We start from the raw sequence: 18,834 nt of genomic DNA on the forward strand, positions 1-18,834 counted from the left end.
CAGCATAAAAGGGAGAAACTCACAAGTTTCTCCCTTTTGCTTTACAACTGGTACTAATTAAAATGCATCAGACTATTATAATCTCTAAACTTCTGTATCAGCATATAAAAACACATTATGGGTCCGCATAAATATATTTTTCCTCAGGAGATTATTGAAAATACGGCAGAATTTCATTTTCACAGCCACAATTCAACCACCAAAATAGTGTACCAGGCATTGCTGATTATACTTGCGGTCGCATTTGCAGGTCTTTTTTTTATAAAAGTGGATGTCAACGTAAAGAGCACCGGACTTTTCCGTCCACTGGAAGAGCGTAATGATATCAAACCATTAGTTTCAGGAAGGATAGATTCTGTATTTATCAGGGAAAATGCCCATGTGAAAGCCGGGCAGGTGCTGCTCACCATCAAAAGAGAATCGCTGGAAGGAAAAAACGACGTTTTACATCTGCAGCAAGCCGATGCAGATGCACAGCTTGACGATTTGGGAAAGCTGATTACTGCTTACAAAAAGAATGACTGGTCTAAAAGGCTAAAGCTGGAATCAGGTATTTACAGTCAGCAATATAGTCTGTTTATGCAAAGAATTGCAGAAGCGAGGTCACGTTATGCAGTGGCCAGAAGGAATCATGAGCGTTTTCTTTACTTGTACAGGCGACAAGCTGTGTCTGCGGTAGAATATGATGATGTAAAGCTTAAACTAGATAACATCAGTAATGAACTTTCACTGATAGGTGAAGATCAGGGGAGTAAATGGCAGACGGAACTGAATGCACTGAAGACGCAGACACGTGAGATGAGTTCTCAGGATGAGCAATATGCGGAAGAAAAGGAGTTTTACACCTTACGTGCAACGGTAACCGGCTCGATACAACAGCTAAAAGGTATCCAGCCGGGGAGTCTCATTAGTGCCAATGAATTGCTCGGGGAAATTTCCCCGGATTCGGGCATGATAGCCGAAACCTATGTATTGCCTAAAGACATTGGCCTACTAAAAATCGGAACAAGGGCAAGATTCCAGATCGATGCGTATAATTATAATCAATGGGGCATGGTAAGTGGCAAAGTGATGTCTATTTCAAATGACATTTTTATGGATGGCGGTAAACAACCCTATTTTAAAGTCAGGTGTTTACTGGACAATCATCAGCTCCAGCTAAAAAACGGTTATGTTGGAAAGATAAAAAAGGGGATGACTTTACAGGCAAGGTTTTATGTAACCCGCCGTACTTTATTCCAGTTATTGTATGATAAGGCCGATGATTGGCTAAATCCGAACGTATCTGTATCACCTGAAAAAGGAGGCGAAGCATGAGTGTATTTAAAAAAATAGTAGGATCCTTTAAAAACTATTTATCTGAACGGGATAAAAACAGGCGCATTATTGTGAAACAGCACGATGCGACTGATTGTGGTGCTGCTTGCCTGGCGTCTATCGCAGCACATTACGATCTTGATCTGCCTATCGCGCGCATCCGTCAGTTTGCTTCCACAGATACAAAAGGGACCAACGTACTGGGATTGATTGAAGCTTCCGGTAAAATCGGCTTCACGGCAAAAGGAGTTCGTGGTACTTACGAAAACCTGTTTAATATTCCATTACCGGTTATTGCACATGTTAACCAGCAAAACATGCCGCACTATGTGGTGATTTATAAAATGACGCAGTCTCATCTGGAAATTATGGATCCAGCCTACGGTGAAATGCAGAAGATTACACATGATGAATTCCGGCAAAAGTGGACAGGTGTATTGATCTTATTACTGCCTGGCGATGATTTCTCTGCCGGGAATGAGCGCATCAGTATTGAGCAAAGGTTTATTTATCTGCTTAAACCTCATCGTTCAGTTTTGCTCCAAGTGCTGGTCGGCTCTATTTTTTACACTATACTGGGTTTGTCCACTTCCATCTTTCTGCAAAAAATTGTAGATAATGTGCTGCCAGATGGCAATACAAATCTGCTGAACCTGATGGGAACGGTGATGATTGTAATTATTTTCCTGCAGATATTTATCAATCACGCAAAGGCATTGCTCACAATCAAGACCGGGCAGCAGATTGATGCGCGACTAATCCTGGGATACTACAAACATCTGCTGAAGTTGCCACAGCAGTTTTTTGATACAATGCGTGTTGGCGAGATTATATCCAGGATGAATGATGCAGTAAAAATACGTGCATTTATCAATGATGTCCTGATCGGATTTCTGGTAAACATATTCATCTTATTTTTCTCTTTCGCCCTGATGTTTACCTACTACTGGAAGCTTGCCCTGATCATACTCACTGTTGTGCCTTTATATGCTGTGATCTATTATTTTTCTAATAAGGTCAATAAAAATACCCAGCGCAAAATGATGGAGAAAACAGCTGAACTGGAAAATCAGCTCGTAGAATCAGTTACCGCAGTCAGTACTATTAAAAGGTTCGGCCTGGAAAATTTTACCAATCTTAAAACAGAAATCAGGTTTGTTAACTTGCTGAGGACGATCTACACTTCCGGGATCAACTCTTTATGGATCGGGAATGCAAGTGGATTTATCGGCAGTCTTTTCTCTGTTATATTACTGTGGACAGGTGCTACCTTTGTGATCAATAACCTGATTACTGCGGGCGAGCTTTTATCTTTTTACGCGATTATAGGTTATTTTACTGGTCCGGTAGTCAGCTTAATAGGGATGAACAAGGTTTTACAGGATGCCAGGATTGCGGCGGACAGGCTTTTTGAAATTATGGACCTTGAGCGGGAAACTACGGAAAATAAGGCGGAGCTGACAGTAGATATGCTGGGAGACGTACTGTTTAAAAATGTCAATTTCCGTTATGGAACCAGGGTTACCGTTTTTGATGATTTTAATCTGAACATCCCTCAGGGTAAAATCACTGCGATAGTCGGTGAAAGTGGCTCCGGTAAAACAACCTTACTGTCTTTATTACAAAATATTTATCCCTTGCATTCCGGCAGCATCCAGATTGGCGATTTCGATATCAAGTATATTACCAACGAAAGTTTAAGGAGGATAGTGGGGGTAGTACCGCAGGATGTTCATCTTTTTGCGGGGAATGTGATTGAAAATATAGCAGTGGGCGATATGGAGCCGGATATCAAAAAGATTATCCGGATTTGCGGAGAGATTAATATCCTCGAATTTATTGAAAAACTCCCAAATGGCTTTGATACCTATCTGGGGGAAAATGCCGGGAACTTGTCCGGGGGACAAAGACAGCGTCTTGCTATTGCCCGTGCATTATATAGGGAACCTGAAATTTTGATTCTTGATGAGGCGACTTCCTCACTGGACAGTACCGCAGAAGAGTATATCTACAAAACTATCGCCTACCTGCGTGAGCAGGGAAAAACCATTATACTAATTGCACACCGGCTCAGTACTGTTGTCAATGCCGATAAGATTGCGGTGCTGAATAATGGCTTATTGATCGAAGAGGGTACACATGTGGAATTGCTTCAGCGAAAAGCGGCTTATGCGGCGATGTGGCAAAAGCAATTCCCTATGTTTGAACAATCCGGAACTTAATCTTCCGGTTGTTCCCTGGGTGGTGTTTTAGGCTGTGGTCTTTCATCGTCAGCTCTTTTTGAACCATCATACAGTTCATATTCCAGCATACGGCAGTCCAGCTTGCCGTTATAAAATTCAAGTTTGCGCGAAGCTTTCAGTCCGATTTTTTTAGCAAGATCAGGATTTCCCGTGAAGATGTAACCGCTGTAGCCTTTACATTCTTTTTTCATAAAATCGCCAATGCGCTTATAGGTCAGCTCCAGTTGTGAGTGTACACCTAAACGTTCTCCATATTCCGGATTAAATACTACCACACCTTTTCCGCCTTCAGGAACCTGCGTATCTGCAAAATCACATACTTCAAAAGTAATCAGCGTATCTACACCAGCAGTCTGCGCATTTTTACGACTGATATCTACTGCATCTTCGGAGATGTCAGTTGCAACAATCTGCAGGTCTGCATTTTTAATTACCTGATCCTTAAGGACCCTGCGTTCTGTGAAAAATACCTGTTCGTCATATCCCAGGATATGCATAAAGCCATAATTCATGCGGAACAACCCCGGTCTGCGGTTGGTTGCCATCAATGCGGCTTCAATAGCCAGGGTTCCCGAACCACACATCGGATTAATGAAAGGAGATTTCATATCCCATTTGGTACTCATCACTACGCCTGCAGCAAGTGCTTCCAGCATAGGTGCTTTTCCGGGAATTTTACGGTAACCATGTTTTGCCAGTGTTTCTCCGGAAGTATCCAGGAAAATATCTGCTTCATCGTCTTTCCAGTAAAGGTGAACTACGGTTTTATTAGCATCCGATCCTGAATTGGGACGAATACCTTTTTTGTCTTTTATTCTGTCAACAATAGCATCCTTAACTTTCAGGTTAGTGAAAAGCGGGGTTGTAATTGTTGGGTTGTCAACGTTGGATGTAACTGAAAAATAACCTGAAAAATCGATCAGATCTTCCCATGGCATGTCGACCAGCTCACGGTATAATTCCTCAGGATTATTAGCTTTAAAGCTATTTAAACAGTATAAAATCTGACTTGCACATCTTAAGTTTAAGTTCAGTTTGATACACTCTGTTAAAGTAATATTCAGCTCTACCCCGGTAGGGAAATCTCTTACGATTTCGTAGCCCAATGCTTCAACTTCTGCCACCAGATATGGTGAAAGTCTTTTGTTACAGGTTAAGATAACCTTACTTTTGTTGTGGAAAACTTGCATAATTATTGTGCTAAGTTATCAATAAAAATATAGAGATTTGAAGTTGATAGTAGAATAAAAGAGTATTTGTTATGGAATTAAAAGGAAAAGTGCATGAAATCGGTGCATTACAGCAGGTGAGTGAGACTTTTAAAAAACGCGACCTGATCATAGAATATGCAGAAAACCCTACTTATCCTGAGTATATCAGGTTTGAGGCTTTACAGGATAAAACCGCTTTATTTGACAGTCTGAAAACTGGCGATGATGTTGAAGTTTCTTTCAATCTTCGTGGTCGTCCATGGACAGATAAAGCAGGAAAAGTGTCCTATTTCAATAGTTTGGTAGTTTGGCGTATCAATGCACTTACTAATAGTGCTGGTGCTGCTGCAACGCCACAATATGCACCTCCGGCAGATTTAAACAATGCGCCAGGTGAAGAGGATGATCTTCCATTCTAAGATTTTTTAAGAAAACAAATTTTACGTTGGGTGCCGGAATTTATTCCGGCATTTTTTTTTGCTCAAGTGTTTGACATTTACTGTGTTAAAAATTGTTAAAATCACTCTTTATTCTATACTCTTGCTTATTTTTGACAATCATTTATGAAGAAAAAAAGCCTTTGGTTGATTACCGGTTTGATGACCATAGCCTTGCTTGGCGTTTTCGTCATGCAGTTGTATTATATCAGGGAGGCATACCGGCTCAAATCACAGCTTTTCGAGCAGGAAGTCAATCAGGCGCTGAGCGGCGTTGCCAATAAAGTGCAGCGTTTAAACGCGGTAGACCAGATCAATAAAAAGGATTTGGAATGGCGGATTAAAATGGAGAATCAGCACAGAGATAAAACGCTGAAACTGATTGAGCTTGACCAGAAATTTAAGGAAGAAGAGCGTAAAAGGAAATTTGCACAACAGAAGCAGGTGATTGACGAGCTTAATTACCAGGACGGAATGATCAGAAAGTTCTATCTTAATCCTACCATCATCTCTGAAGCTGAATATTTTGCTCTTGCTAACCAGTCCACTACCCCTTTAGATGTGGATGTAAATGTAGGCTTTGATGCAGATCTTAAAATTATTGGTGGTGATGTGCGAAAAACCTTTCGTATGGGTTCTGCCAAGACATTTGATCTCGAGCCTCAGAAGCTGCCTGACAGTATCCGTTATTTGGTTTACAGTAAATATGATATGCAGCCTTTCAGAGTGTCCCTGCCAAGCCTGAATGGAGATATGCGTGTGAAATTCAGAATTGAGGATGAAACAGCAAAAAGAAGACATGAAAATGAACTGAAAGCATTGCAGGATGACACTGTACAACAGATCAGTCAGAATGATTTCAACGTGCTTGAAGCTGCAGCGAAAGAGATGAGTCAGGTTGCTGTGCCATTAAATCAACGGATCTCCCCTGCTGTACTGGATGCTATTTTACGGGCAGAGCTGCTCAATAAAAATATTAACCTGAAATATGGCTTCTGGTTGAAAAGTGTAACGGGCGATTCTGTCCTTTTCCGAAAAGTTGCAGCAATGGAGGGAGAACCTTTGCAGGCGAATACTTTTAAAACTACCCTCTTTAGTAATGATGTAATCAGAGATCCGGGGATGCTTTATGTAAATTTTCCGGAAAGAAATTCATTGATATTCAGTAATCTGAGCGTTACCATGGCTTCTTCAGCCGGTTTGCTGCTGGTATTGATCTCTATTTTCTCTTATACGCTTTATGCGATTCTGAGACAGAAAAAGATATCAGAGATGAAGACGGATTTTATCAATAATATGACCCACGAGTTTAAAACACCGGTCTCCACAATTATGATTGCCAGTGAAGCGCTCAGAGATCCGGAAATTCTCGAAGATAAAAAAAGGATCAGCAGGCTGGCAGGAATTATTTATGATGAGAATGTAAGACTGGGCAATCATATTGAGCGTGTGCTGAGCATTGCACGTCTGGAGAACAAGGAGCTGGAGTTCCATGTTGAGCCGGTAGAGATGAATACCCTGATTGCTGCAGTGGCAGACAGTATGCATCTGCAACTGGATAAAAAAGGAGCAGAACTGATTTTAGAGCTGGATGCAGACCCTTCGGTTATTAATGGCGACGAACTGCATTTGTCCAATGTCATCTATAACCTGATCGATAATGCCAATAAATACAGTGTTGATCCACCAATAATTACACTCCGGACAAGAAATGCCGGAAAAAACTTAATCATCGAAATTGAAGATGAAGGAATTGGAATGACTAAAGAGCAGAGCAAACGTATTTTTGATCAGTTTTACAGGGTTCCTACAGGTAACCTGCATGATGTGAAAGGATTCGGGCTTGGATTAAATTATGTACAGGATATCATCGTGCAAATGAATGGCAGTATTAAAGTACGCAGTGAGAAGGACAAAGGAACAGTGTTTGAAATAATTATACCCCTTAATTGACATGAAGAAAATTTTATTAGTAGAAGACGATCCTAATCTTGGCATGTTATTGCAGGATTATTTACAACTGAAAGGTAAGTTTAATGTTGTGCTTTGTGTTGATGGGGAAGAGGGGCTGCGCACTTTCAATAAACAAAGTTTTGATTTATGTATCCTCGATGTGATGATGCCAAAAAAGGATGGATTTGCACTGGGTAAAGAAATCAGAAAGACCAATGAAGATGTACCTATTATATTTGCCACAGCTAAGGCGATGATGGAGGATAAAGCTTCTGCTTATGATCTTGGCGGGGATGATTATATCACAAAACCTTTTCGCATTGAAGAGTTACTGCTGCGGATTAATGCACTCCTGAAGCGCGTATCGGTGAAAGAAGTTAAACCTGCAGGGCCTTTACAATCACAGTTCCAGATTGGGGAGTACAATTTTGATTTTACCACACAAATGATCCAGTTCAGAGGTCAGCAGCAAAAATTGTCAACCAAAGAAGCAGAACTGCTGCAATTGCTTTGTTTAAAACAAAATGCTGTGCTTACCCGTGAAGAGGCTTTGTTGAGCATCTGGCATGACGACAACTATTTTAACGGGCGTAGTATGGACGTGTTTTTAAGCAAACTCCGTAAATATTTAAAAGAAGATCCAAAGGTAGAAATACTTAATGTCCATGGTAAGGGCTACAAACTGCTGGTAAACTAATTGGCGCGGGGTTGATTTAGCTTAAGGATCTTAATCTTTAATTAATTATATTGTTAATTAAATATCTTCTATTCTTATTACCTTTGTCACCAATGATCGTATCGCTAAATTTGAGCTACCAATATGTCTGAATATAATCCTGCTGAACTTGCTGCCAAATTTATCAATTATACTTCAAGGCATATCTTCCTTACGGGTAAGGCTGGTACGGGGAAGACTACTTTTTTAAGGAGCTTAATTGAACTGACACATAAAAAGGCAGTTATCGTAGCTCCCACGGGGATTGCTGCGATTAATGCTGCGGGGGTGACTATCCATTCCCTGTTTCAGCTCCCTTTTGGTACCTATCTACCTAAACAGCCTACAAACGAACCTTTTAACCAGCAATACAATACGCCAAAATCTATTGTCCGTCATTTACAGATGAACACCACCAAAAGGAGGATTTTTCAGGATCTTGAATTGCTGATCATAGATGAGGTGAGTATGCTGCGTGCCGATCTCCTGGATGCAATTGATATGGTTTTACGTTATATCAGAAAAAATAATGCAAGTTTTGGTGGCGTTCAGGTATTGTTTATCGGCGATTTACATCAGCTCCCCCCGGTTGTTAAATCTAATGAATGGCAGTTGCTCGGAGAGTTTTATAACAGTGTTTATTTCTTTGATGCACATGCGTTGCAGCAAAGTCCGCCAGTATATATTGAACTGGAAAAAATATATCGTCAGGCAGATTCAGTATTTATCAATCTGCTCAATAACCTGAGGAATAATGAAATTACAGTAGATGATATCAACCTGCTGGAGAAGTATTACAGCGCTGATTTTGTACCGGCGAAGTCGGAAAAATATATTACGCTGACTACCCATAACCAGCGGGCAGATACGCTCAATAAAAAAAGCCTGGAAGAGCTGGCCGGGAAATCGCACTATTTTAAGTCGGCCGTAGAAGGTGAATTCGCTGAAAATTCTTATCCTGCAGAGCATTTGCTTGAACTAAAGCTTGGTGCGCAGATCATGTTTATCAAAAACGATCAGTCAGGTGAGCGCCGGTTTTTCAATGGTAAGATTGCCACGGTGATCGATCTTAAAGAAGATACTATCGAGGTAGAGACCGAAGGGGAAAGAGAAAGGATCATCCTGGAAAAATACACCTGGAAAAACATCAGGTATACCAACCATAAGGTCACCAATGAGATAGAGGAAGAGGTGATTGGTAAGTTTATTCAGTACCCTATCAAACTGGCCTGGGCCATCACCGTACATAAAAGTCAGGGTTTAACTTTTGATAAAGCGATTATAGATATTGGGAATGCTTTCGCGCCCGGACAAATTTACGTGGCGTTATCACGCCTCCGTTCTTTGGATGGACTGGTGCTTACCTCGCAGATTTCCCGTACAGGGATTCGTCAGGACCAGAATGTATCTCATTTTGCAAAAAACAAACAGCAGCAGGAAGCGCTGGACGCACAGATTAAACTGGAAAGTGAGTCCTTCTTAAGGACTTATCTGATGCAGTGTTTCGATCTGAATCCGCTGGATAATTTTGTTTATGAGCATGTGCATTCCTACAGCAAAGACATCAACAAATCTGCAAAGCAGAAACATGTGAAATGGGCACAGCAGCTGTTGAAAGATCTCAGTGAGATTAAGCTGCATGCAAATAAATTCCTGAACCAGATACAGCGCTTAAGCCACGAACAAACGGAGGAAGGGCTGGCTATACTTTTTGAGCGTACCAGACTTGCTGAAAACTATTTTAATCCATTGATTCTGGACCTCTCTGCCCGAATTTTTGAGCGTATGGAGCTGGTGAAACAAGATAAGCAGGTGACAGCCTTTTTAACCGAACTGCTGGAAATGGAATCATTGTTTTATGAGCAGTACAAAAAGATGCGTAAAGCTACCGCCTTGTTAAAAGCGACTATAGAGGGAACCGAATTTACCAAAACCGATGTAAGTGCTTTACTTAATCAGGCGGACCGCGAGCTGCAGATGAAGAAAGTTTTTGCAATGCCGAATACGCTCGACTTTACAGCGAAGAAACCACGGGCAGCAAAGACGGCGAAGGTGAAAGTGCCCAAGCCGGACACAAAAGAGGCTTCTCTGGAAATGTTCCGGGCAGGAAAGTCCATCGAGGAGATTGCCAGAGAACGGAATATGGTGGCAGGGACAATTGAAGGACATCTTGCACATTATATTGCTTTGCAGGAGATCTCTGCGAAAGATATTCTTGGTGCTAAAAAGCTGGACAAGATACTGGAAGCCATAAAATTATTGAAGACGCTAAATCTCAATCCGATAAGGGCACACCTGGGCAGTAAATACACATTTGGTGAAATCAAGATCGGTATTGCAGCACATCTGGCGGAGGGAAACTAGATTTTAATTTCACCTTCAAAAACCAGTTCAGCAGGACCACAAAGAAATACATTGGTAAATTGATGCCCATCATAATTAAATTCGATGCGTAGTTTTCCACCCAAAACTTTAATGTCGGTTTTTAGATCGCCGGTTTGCTGGTTGTGCTGTGCCATAGCCAGGGCTACCGCAGTAACACCTGTACCACAGGCATGAGTTTCATCTTCAACGCCGCGTTCAAATGTGCGTACGAATAAGTGATCGCCTTTATCTTCAACAAAGTTCACGTTGATTCCCTCTTCTTTATAAGTGGGGTTATTACGAATAGCAGCGCCTGCGTTAAAAACGTCCAGTTGATCCAGTGCCGTAGTCTGTTCTACATAATGCGGAGACCCGGTGTTCATTACATACGCGCTTCCGTCTCTGCTTACTTTATCCACGTCAATCATTTGTAAATCAACCCAGTTACCCTCTGCTGAAATTTTGGCATAATGCATGCCATCTACTGCCAGAAAGTTAGTTTCCTGAGTTATGATTCCCAGGTGCTTAGCGAAAGCAACGATACATCTGCCTCCATTTCCACACATGCTGCCCAGTTTCCCGTCAGCATTAAAATAGAGCATTTCAAAATCGTAAGCTGGATGGTTCTGTAATAACATCAAACCATCGCCACCTACGCCGAAACGCCTGTCGCACAATTGTAAAACACTATTATTATCCTTATATTGAAAATGTTCATCCCTGTTGTCAATTAAGACAAAGTCGTTGCCCGCGCCCTGATATTTATAGAAATGAGTAGTTGCTGGATGTGCTGGTTTGGTATTTAACATTTTTTAACAGTTATAGGATGTTCTGGTGATACAAATATCGCGCTAATGGTATTAAATTTGAATATAAAGATGAAAAGAAATGTTGCTGTTCAGATTTGAAATAACACATTAAATTTTAAGGTTACATTTTTCGGATACAATTAACTAACAATAACACATATGAAAAGAATAGCATTAATAGTTTTAGCTGCATTTATAGGTGGTGCAGCAGCAATTGGTGGTTACAAGATGTTAGAAAATAACACCACCGGTCTAACGCTGGCAGAAAAGCAGAATGTTCATTTTGCCAGTAACCCAAGTACAATCTCATCGGCAGGATCAGTAGATTTTGTTCAGGCTGCAGCAGCGGTTTCCCCTGCGGTAGTCCATATTAAAACAACATTTGCTTCTTCAGGCAGTTCTGGTGGCGGTTCGCCGATGGATATGATGGAAGAGTTCTTCGGTGGCGGTCGCGGTGGCAGAAGTCAGCGTGCACCAAGAGCAGCATCTGGTTCCGGAGTAATTCTCACTCCTGACGGTTATATAGTGACGAATAACCATGTAGTGGAAAACGCAGAAAAGATCCAGGTGATTTTATCAGACAGACGTAAGGTTGAAGCCCGCGTGATTGGTAGAGATGCCAATACTGACCTGGCCTTGATTAAAGTTGACGCTTCTGATCTGCCTGTAGTGAAAATGGGTAACTCGGATAACGTGCAGGTAGGTGAATGGGTGTTGGCAGTAGGTTTCCCGCTGGATTTGCAAACTACCGTAACAGCAGGTATCGTAAGTGCAAAAGCACGCTCTATAGGTATTCTGGGCAGAGGACAGCAGCCAACTGAAGAAGAGTATGAAGAATATCAGCGTACGGGTAAAGTAAAACAAAGAACAAATAACTCGATTGAATCCTATATTCAGACTGATGCAGCGATTAACCCTGGAAACAGTGGTGGTGCATTGGTGAATGCGAATGGAGAGCTGGTGGGTATCAACTCCGCTATTGCCTCTCAGACAGGTACCAATGAAGGTTATGGTTTCGCTATTCCTGTAAATCTTGCGAAAAAGATCCTGGAAGATTTCAAAAAATACGGTAGTGTAAAACGTGGTTATGTAGGCGTAACCTTCCAGGAATTGAACGCAGATGCAGCTGAAGAACTAAAAGTAAGTGATGTAAGCGGATTGTATGTAAGTGATGTATTGCCAAATGGTGGTGGTGCTGCGGCAGGTATCCGTAAAGGTGATATTATCAAAAAAGTAGGCGGCAGAGAGATCTTTTCTTCTCCTGATCTGCAGGAAACAATCGGTCGTTTAAGTCCGGGTGATAAAGTGCAGCTGACCATTTCCAGAGACGGAAAAGAGCAGAACGTGGGGGTAACCCTGAAGGGCGACGAAAGCATAGGCAAACCAAGTACAGCTCTTGCCTCGCGTGCTACAGGAACAACCATCAGTAAACTGGGCGCATCATTTGCACCGGCATCTGCAGCTACCAAAGCGAAATATGGTGTTAAAAATGGTGTTGTTGTAACCGGAGTAGAACCGGGTAAGGCATTTGATAACCTTGACATCCCTAAAGGATTACTGGTAACAGCTATTAATGGTAAAGCGGTGAATAACGTAAGAGATATAGAAGCGGCTCTGCCGACCTCGAGAAGTGGTAAAACCACAGTATCGGGAGTAGGGCCAAATGGTAATTATACCTTCAGCTTCAACTAATATTTAAAAATGTAGATTTCCGGACGGGAAGTGGCAAATGTCGCTTTCCGTTTTTTTATGCAATTGATTGTAGCTGATCAGACTGCAATCGATAAGAATCAGCTTCAAAAGCGATTAGAACGTTTCTAAATAGATTTTAGAACTTGCATCTGTATAAATTAAGTCATTTATTAAATACTTTTGCAGGAATAGAACTCAAATATATAAATCTAATGGCTAGTTTCGGAAACGCTTTTTCCTCATCTATAGGAAAAAAACTAATAATGGGTATCACCGGCCTGTTTCTAATCTTATTTCTTATCGTGCATTGTTTCATCAATTCATTGATATTTCTGAATGACGGTGGTCTAACATTCAACCTTGGTGCTCATTTCATGGCAACCAACTGGTTAATCAGAGGATCTGAGATTATCCTGATGCTGGGTTTATTGGCTCACATTGTTCAGGGTCTGCGTTTAACCTTCCTGAACCAGGCAGCACGTCCTGTAAAGTATGCGGTAAATAGCGGTAATGCAAACAGTAAATGGTATTCCCGCTCTATGGGATTGCTTGGAACACTGTTATTAATATTCCTGATTGTTCATTTGTCTAACTTCTGGGTGGTTTCCCGTTTTACCGGTATTCCTACTGAAGATGCAAACGGGCATGAGGATTTGTTCGCTGTAATGAAAGAGACCTTCCAGAATGTATGGATCGTGGTATTGTATGTATTGGCTATGGCTTCTTTGTTATACCACTTACTACACGGTTTTGCTTCTGCATTCCAGACACTTGGATGGAACCACAGAAAGTATTCTCCACTAATTAAAAGCGTAGGTGTCTGGTATTCAATTATCTTATCAGTCCTTTTCGCAGCCATGCCTGTAGCTATCTATACAGGTCTTATTAAATAAATTTCGAACGTATAACGCTAAATAAAATGGCAGATTTTAATGCAAATATACCGGAAGGGGAACTAACCGTAAAGTGGACCAAGTTAAGGTCTTCTATGCCTCTGGTTAACCCGGCCAATAAAAGAAGTATAGAAATTGTTGTAGTAGGTTCAGGACTTGCAGGTGCTTCGGCAGCTTCAACCCTTGCCGAAATGGGATATAAAGTAAAGGTTTTTTGTTTTCAGGATTCACCAAGACGGGCGCACTCTATCGCTGCTCAGGGTGGTATCAATGCGGCAAAAAATTATCAGAATGATGGTGACAGTGTTTACCGTTTATTCTATGATACAATCAAAGGTGGTGATTACCGTGCCCGCGAAGCTAACGTTCATCGTTTAGCTGAAGTAAGTACAAGTATCATCGATCAGTGTGTGGCTCAGGGTGTACCTCTGGCAAGAGAGTACGGCGGACTGCTGGATAACCGTTCATTCGGTGGTACACAGGTACAGCGTACGTTCTATGCAGCAGGGCAGACTGGTCAGCAGTTACTTCTTGGTGCTTACAGTGCGCTTGAGCGTCAGATTGGTATGGGTAAAGTAGAGATGTTTACCCGTCATGAAATGCTGGAAGTAGTGGTAATTGAAGGTAAAGCACGTGGTATTATTGCACGTAACCTGATCACCGGAGAACTGGAGCGTCATTTTGGTCATGCTGTTTTATTAGGTACAGGTGGTTATGGAAACGTATTTTACCTGTCTACCAATGCCATGGGAAGTAATGTTACTGCGGCATGGAAAGCACATAAAAAAGGAGCTTTCTTTGGTAATCCTTGTTTTACACAGATTCATCCTACATGTATTCCTGTTTCAGGAGATCACCAGTCTAAATTAACCCTGATGTCTGAGTCATTACGTAATGACGGACGTATCTGGGTGCCTAAAAAGAAAGATGATCAGCGTAAAGCTTCGGAGATTCCTGAAGATGAAAGAGATTATTATTTAGAACGTCGTTATCCTGCTTTTGGTAACCTTGTACCACGTGATGTGGCCTCAAGAGCTGCTAAAGAGCGTTGTGATGCCGGTTATGGTGTAGGTAAGTCTAAACTGGCTGTTTACCTTGACTTTGCTGCTAACACGGAGCGCTACGGACGTATTGAAGCTACTAAACACAATATTCAGAATCCGGATCATGCAACTTGCATGCGCCTTGGACGTGAAGTGGTAAAAGAGAAATATGGTAACTTGTTTGATATGTACGCGCAGATTACGGGTGAAGATCCATATGAATTGCCAATGCGTATTTATCCTGCAGTTCACTATACCATGGGTGGTTTATGGGTTGATTATAACCTGATGACAACTGTACCTGGATTATATGCATTAGGTGAGGCCAATTTCTCTGACCATGGTGCCAACCGCTTAGGGGCATCTGCTTTAATGCAGGGCCTGGCAGATGGTTATTTTGTAATCCCTTATACTATTGGGGCTTACTTATCAAAGGAACTGGCAACAAAACCAATTCCACTAGATCATCCTGCTTTTGTTGAGGCCGAAGCCAGTGTAAAATCTATCCTGGATAAGTTTATCAGCATCAAAGGAACCAAATCTGTCGATTTCTTCCATAAGAAACTGGGTCTGATTATGTGGGATAAATGTGGAATGGCACGTAATGCTAAAGGCTTAACTGAAGCAATTGCAGAAATCCAGCAGTTGCGCAGAGATTTCTGGAGCGATGTACGTGTTCCCGGAACCGCTGATGAATTCAATCCTGAACTGGAAAAAGCTGGTCGTGTGGCCGACTTTATCGAGCTGGGTGAACTGATGTGTATTGATGCATTAAACAGAAATGAATCTTGCGGAGGACACTTCAGAGAAGAATATCAGACTGAAGAAGGAGAAGCTTTAAGGGACGATGAAAACTACGCATATGTAGCTGCATGGGAATTTAAAGAAGGTGTTAAATTTGAGCTGCATAAAGAAGAGCTGAAATTCGAGAATATCAAGATTGCACAAAGAAGTTATAAATAATCTAGTACTAAAATCTCAATACCATGAGTACAGGAAATATGAATTTAACGCTGAAAGTTTGGCGTCAGAAGAATAATAAAGCCAAAGGTAATTTGGTGGATTATAAATTATCAGAAATTTCTCCTGATATGTCTTTCTTAGAGATGTTCGATGTTTTAAACGAGCAGCTGATTAACAAGGGCGATGAACCAATTGTGTTTGATCACGATTGCAGAGAAGGTATTTGCGGTGCATGTTCAATGTATATCAATGGAAGACCACATGGTCCGAAAGAGGGTATCACTACCTGCCAGCTGCACATGCGCTCATTTAAAGATGGAGATACCATTGTTGTAGAACCATGGAGAGCGAAGGCTTTTCCGGTAATCAAAGATTTAACGGTAGATCGTACTGCGTTTGATAGAATTATTGCTGCAGGTGGCTTTATTTCAGTTAATACAGGGAATGCACAAGATGCTAACGCATTGCCTATTCCTAAGCTTCAGGCAGATGCTGCTTTTGAAGCTGCGGCTTGTATAGGTTGTGGTGCTTGTGTAGCTACTTGTAAAAATGCTTCTGCAATGCTTTTCACTTCAGCTAAGATTTCTCAGCTGGCATTATTGCCTCAGGGTCAGCCGGAACGCTACCGTCGCGCGCAAAGCATGGTAGCGCAAATGGATGCTGAAGGTTTTGGAAACTGTACAAATACAGGTGCCTGTGAAGCGGAATGTCCTAAAGGAATCTCTCTGGAGAACATCGCAAGGATGAATAGAGATTTTTATGCTGCTAAATTTGTTTCTGAGGAAGAAGTTTAATAAATTTAGGCAACGAGACAAGGATTTAACATAAAAACCCCGGACAAATTGCCCGGGGTTTTGTGTTTATTATGCAGTTTAATTATGCTGTTCAGGCTTGATCGTGCTCTCTTTAGCTTCCGATTTCTTTCCTTTTTTTAAGGTAATCAGGATCACCCCGTTTTTCGCATCTTCTCCATAAGTTGAAGTCGCACTGGCATCTTTAAGTACGGATATTGATTCTATATCGTCTGTTTTTATCTTTTTCATGTCACTCTCCATAGCACGTATACCGTCAATGATATAAAGTGGCGGAACCTTTCCATCTTTAGTCCTCACTGAAATATCTGTTTTTGGATCTTTATTGTCAAGAGTGAATGATATAGGGATATTGTATTTTACACGTACGGGTGTATTACCATCATATCCGGGATCCCAGTTGGGCGAATTCTCCAATATTCTTACTGCTTCTTCATCCAGTCCGCTGCCAATTCCCCTTTCAACTTTGATATCTGTCAGTTTTCCACTGGTTTCAACAACGTAAGATAAATAAACTCTGCCTTGTACATTGTTTTTTAGTGCCTCTTCAGGATATTTTACACTGGCAGCAATATATTTATAAAATTTATCCATACCGCCCGGGAATGAAGGCTGTTGGGTTAAGGAAACGAAATCATATACTTTGCCTTCGTTATCCTGAGCATCAGCCGTAATCCTTATCTTTGATGCTGAATTGGCCTTTACTGTCACTGGATTCAGCACGGTATAACCTTCCGGATAAGCTTCATCAGCATTTTTTAAAGGAGTTTTCATTCCTTCTGCTCTAAAGTTTACTTTCAAAGTGTATTTGCCGTCATCTATTAGCGCAAATCCCTTATAGGCCAATATTGTTTTCATGACTTCAGCGTCACAGCCCATACCTAATTTAGTACTTACACCGATATCATTTACTTCAGCTTTACTCACTGTAAACTGAACTATTGAATTCCCCTGCAATTGCTTTTCTAATGCCGTTGCGGGATATTTAATTGATCTCGACAAATGGTCGTAAAAAGGCTTGAGGTCGTTTGCGGCTAAAATTTCCTGTGCGGGTCTGCTAATCTCTTCAGCAACAGCTTTTAATTCTTCATTTTTGCGGATAGTCGCAGAAGAAAGGAGCAGCGTAACTGCAAATAGGGGCAAAAACAGGCCATACTTTAAGATGGCGGTTTTTCCAGAACGTTGTTTGTGTAACATATAAATTCTTTTTTTTAACAGTGATTTATTGAAAAAACTATTAGTGAGTACATTCTGGTTCACACCAAAAGCTTTACTGAGCAGCAGCATGGCATATTGTTCCTTATCTCCCTGGAAATGGGCTGCCGCATCATCTGCCAGGTATTCATGGATATTTTTGATGGTATGCTTATAGACGTAAATTACAGGATTACACCAGTTAACAATACCCAGTAACTCAAAGAACAGCACATCTATCGTATGGAGCTGGCGGATATGAACTTCTTCGTGCTGATGGATAGTGTCCAGTTGAGGAAGACGATGATCTATCTGTTTTTTATTTAAAAATGAGAACGCCATTCCTGTTTCAGGAGTATGGAGTAAACGTCGGACCCCTATTAGCCGGAACAGGAATAAAAGCGTAAAAAATGCTGCGCCGATGATATAGACCGCCAATGCAAATTTAGCCCAGTTGAACCGGTCCGGATCAGGAGCAATAACTACTTGCGCAATCATTGCATTAAGGTCTTCCACCCTGATCTGTACCTGGCGCGCTGCAGGTTGGGCAGCAAACCATTCCGGCCTAATAAAAGGAATAACCAGGGAGAGTACGCCCGCAGACAGCAGGTATAACCTGTTCAACATGAAATAAGTCTCTTTAGCTAGTAATAGCTTGTAAAATGCGTAAAATATAACCAGGTATATATTTACTTGCAGGAGATAATGGGCCCAGGTCATTTTGTTTTCTTTTTAAGTTTGCTAATCATTTTCAGAATCTCATCCACATCACCTACATCCATCTTTTCTTCCTTTACAAAGAAGGAGAACATACTCTCCACAGAGTTTTCGAAATAGTTTCCCAGTAATTTCTCTGTTGCATGTCTTTTGTAATCGTCTCGCGAGATCAACGCATAATACTGATGTGATTTCCCCAGTGCCTCGTGACCAATAAATCCTTTTACTTCAAGGATCCGGATAATGGTGGAAACCGTATTATATGCAGGCTTTGGTTCCGGTAGCAAGTCGATCACCTCTTTTACGAAGCCTTTATCTATTTGCCAGATGATTTGCATGATCTGCTCTTCTGCTTTAGTTAAGTCTTTAATCTCCATAGGTTTATATTTTGTATTTTATGACTGTTTTTCTGTGAACTAAGAATATAGTTATAAATGTATAAACTAATTATTTAGTTTCAAAATGTAGATG

General features: G+C 41.2%; 14 protein-coding genes. 10 read left to right on the forward strand and 4 right to left on the reverse strand.

From position 1 onward, the window contains the following. The first annotated feature begins 117 nt into the window (after window positions 1-117). Both OQX62_RS01630 and OQX62_RS01635 read left to right on the forward strand, forming a co-directional pair. Window positions 118-1,317 (forward strand): HlyD family secretion protein, encoded by a 1,200-nt coding sequence (locus tag OQX62_RS01630; RefSeq protein ID WP_265829617.1) that lies wholly within the window; start codon window positions 118-120, stop codon window positions 1,315-1,317. Further along, window positions 1,314-3,539, forward strand: coding sequence for a peptidase domain-containing ABC transporter (locus OQX62_RS01635; RefSeq protein ID WP_265829619.1), 2,226 nt, complete (start codon window positions 1,314-1,316; stop codon window positions 3,537-3,539). The genes OQX62_RS01630 and OQX62_RS01635 overlap by 4 nt, the downstream gene beginning before the upstream one ends. Here OQX62_RS01635 and OQX62_RS01640 read toward each other — a convergent pair. After that, on the reverse strand, window positions 3,536-4,750 hold the full coding sequence (locus OQX62_RS01640; RefSeq protein WP_265829621.1) for a THUMP domain-containing class I SAM-dependent RNA methyltransferase: 1,215 nt from the start codon (window positions 4,748-4,750) through the stop codon (window positions 3,536-3,538). The genes OQX62_RS01635 and OQX62_RS01640 overlap by 4 nt on opposite strands. 71 nt (window positions 4,751-4,821) lie before the next feature. Here OQX62_RS01640 and OQX62_RS01645 point away from each other — a divergent pair, with 71 nt between their 5' ends. The 4 genes from OQX62_RS01645 (at window position 4,822) to OQX62_RS01660 (ending at window position 10,240) form a co-directional block, all read left to right on the forward strand. Next, complete coding sequence (locus tag OQX62_RS01645; protein WP_265829624.1) at window positions 4,822-5,190, forward strand: DUF3127 domain-containing protein; 369 nt, start codon at window positions 4,822-4,824, stop codon at window positions 5,188-5,190. 144 nt (window positions 5,191-5,334) lie between these two features. Further along, window positions 5,335-7,161 (forward strand): sensor histidine kinase, encoded by a 1,827-nt coding sequence (locus OQX62_RS01650; RefSeq protein ID WP_265829626.1) that lies wholly within the window; start codon window positions 5,335-5,337, stop codon window positions 7,159-7,161. A 1-nt stretch (window position 7,162) separates the two neighbouring features. Then, a complete protein-coding gene (locus OQX62_RS01655) occupies window positions 7,163-7,858 on the forward strand; it encodes a response regulator transcription factor (RefSeq protein ID WP_265829628.1) in 696 nt (231 codons plus the stop codon). Window positions 7,859-7,981: 123 nt separating this feature from the next. Next, window positions 7,982-10,240: a helix-turn-helix domain-containing protein gene (locus tag OQX62_RS01660; protein ID WP_265829631.1), complete on the forward strand. Its 2,259-nt coding sequence runs from the start codon at window positions 7,982-7,984 to the stop codon at window positions 10,238-10,240. On the opposite strand, the gene dapF is transcribed toward OQX62_RS01660, so the two are convergent. Next, window positions 10,237-11,049 carry a diaminopimelate epimerase gene (gene dapF / locus OQX62_RS01665; protein ID WP_265829633.1) on the reverse strand — a complete coding sequence of 271 codons (813 nt, stop codon included), beginning with the start codon at window positions 11,047-11,049 and terminating at the stop codon, window positions 10,237-10,239. The two genes, OQX62_RS01660 and dapF, sit on opposite strands and share 4 nt — an antisense overlap. Before the next feature lie 159 nt (window positions 11,050-11,208). Here dapF and OQX62_RS01670 point away from each other — a divergent pair, with 159 nt between their 5' ends. The 4 genes from OQX62_RS01670 to OQX62_RS01685 all read left to right on the forward strand — a co-directional run bounded on the left by OQX62_RS01670 (window position 11,209) and on the right by OQX62_RS01685 (window position 16,434). Further along, the gene (locus OQX62_RS01670) at window positions 11,209-12,741 is read left to right on the forward strand and encodes a trypsin-like peptidase domain-containing protein (RefSeq protein WP_265829635.1); all 1,533 of its coding nucleotides are present in this window, start codon (window positions 11,209-11,211) and stop codon (window positions 12,739-12,741) included. A 212-nt stretch (window positions 12,742-12,953) separates the two neighbouring features. Next, the gene (locus OQX62_RS01675) at window positions 12,954-13,634 is read left to right on the forward strand and encodes a succinate dehydrogenase cytochrome b subunit (RefSeq protein WP_265829637.1); all 681 of its coding nucleotides are present in this window, start codon (window positions 12,954-12,956) and stop codon (window positions 13,632-13,634) included. Window positions 13,635-13,660: 26 nt separating this feature from the next. Then, the gene (locus tag OQX62_RS01680; RefSeq protein WP_265829639.1) at window positions 13,661-15,640 is read left to right on the forward strand and encodes a fumarate reductase/succinate dehydrogenase flavoprotein subunit; all 1,980 of its coding nucleotides are present in this window, start codon (window positions 13,661-13,663) and stop codon (window positions 15,638-15,640) included. A 23-nt stretch (window positions 15,641-15,663) separates the two neighbouring features. Continuing rightward, complete coding sequence (locus OQX62_RS01685; protein WP_265829641.1) at window positions 15,664-16,434, forward strand: succinate dehydrogenase/fumarate reductase iron-sulfur subunit; 771 nt, start codon at window positions 15,664-15,666, stop codon at window positions 16,432-16,434. 78 nt (window positions 16,435-16,512) lie between these two features. Here the strand turns inward: OQX62_RS01685 and OQX62_RS01690 are convergent, their stop codons facing one another. Both OQX62_RS01690 and OQX62_RS01695 read right to left on the reverse strand, forming a co-directional pair. Next, window positions 16,513-18,366, reverse strand: a complete 1,854-nt coding sequence (locus OQX62_RS01690) for a TonB family protein (RefSeq protein WP_265829643.1) — start codon at window positions 18,364-18,366, stop codon at window positions 16,513-16,515. Then, a complete protein-coding gene (locus OQX62_RS01695; protein ID WP_265829645.1) occupies window positions 18,363-18,740 on the reverse strand; it encodes a BlaI/MecI/CopY family transcriptional regulator in 378 nt (125 codons plus the stop codon). Before OQX62_RS01695 ends, OQX62_RS01690 begins: the two co-directional genes overlap by 4 nt. Between the last annotated feature and the right edge of the window lie 94 nt (window positions 18,741-18,834).

Source organism: Pedobacter sp. MR2016-24 (genome assembly GCF_026239655.1).
Lineage (GTDB): Bacteria > Bacteroidota > Bacteroidia > Sphingobacteriales > Sphingobacteriaceae > Pedobacter.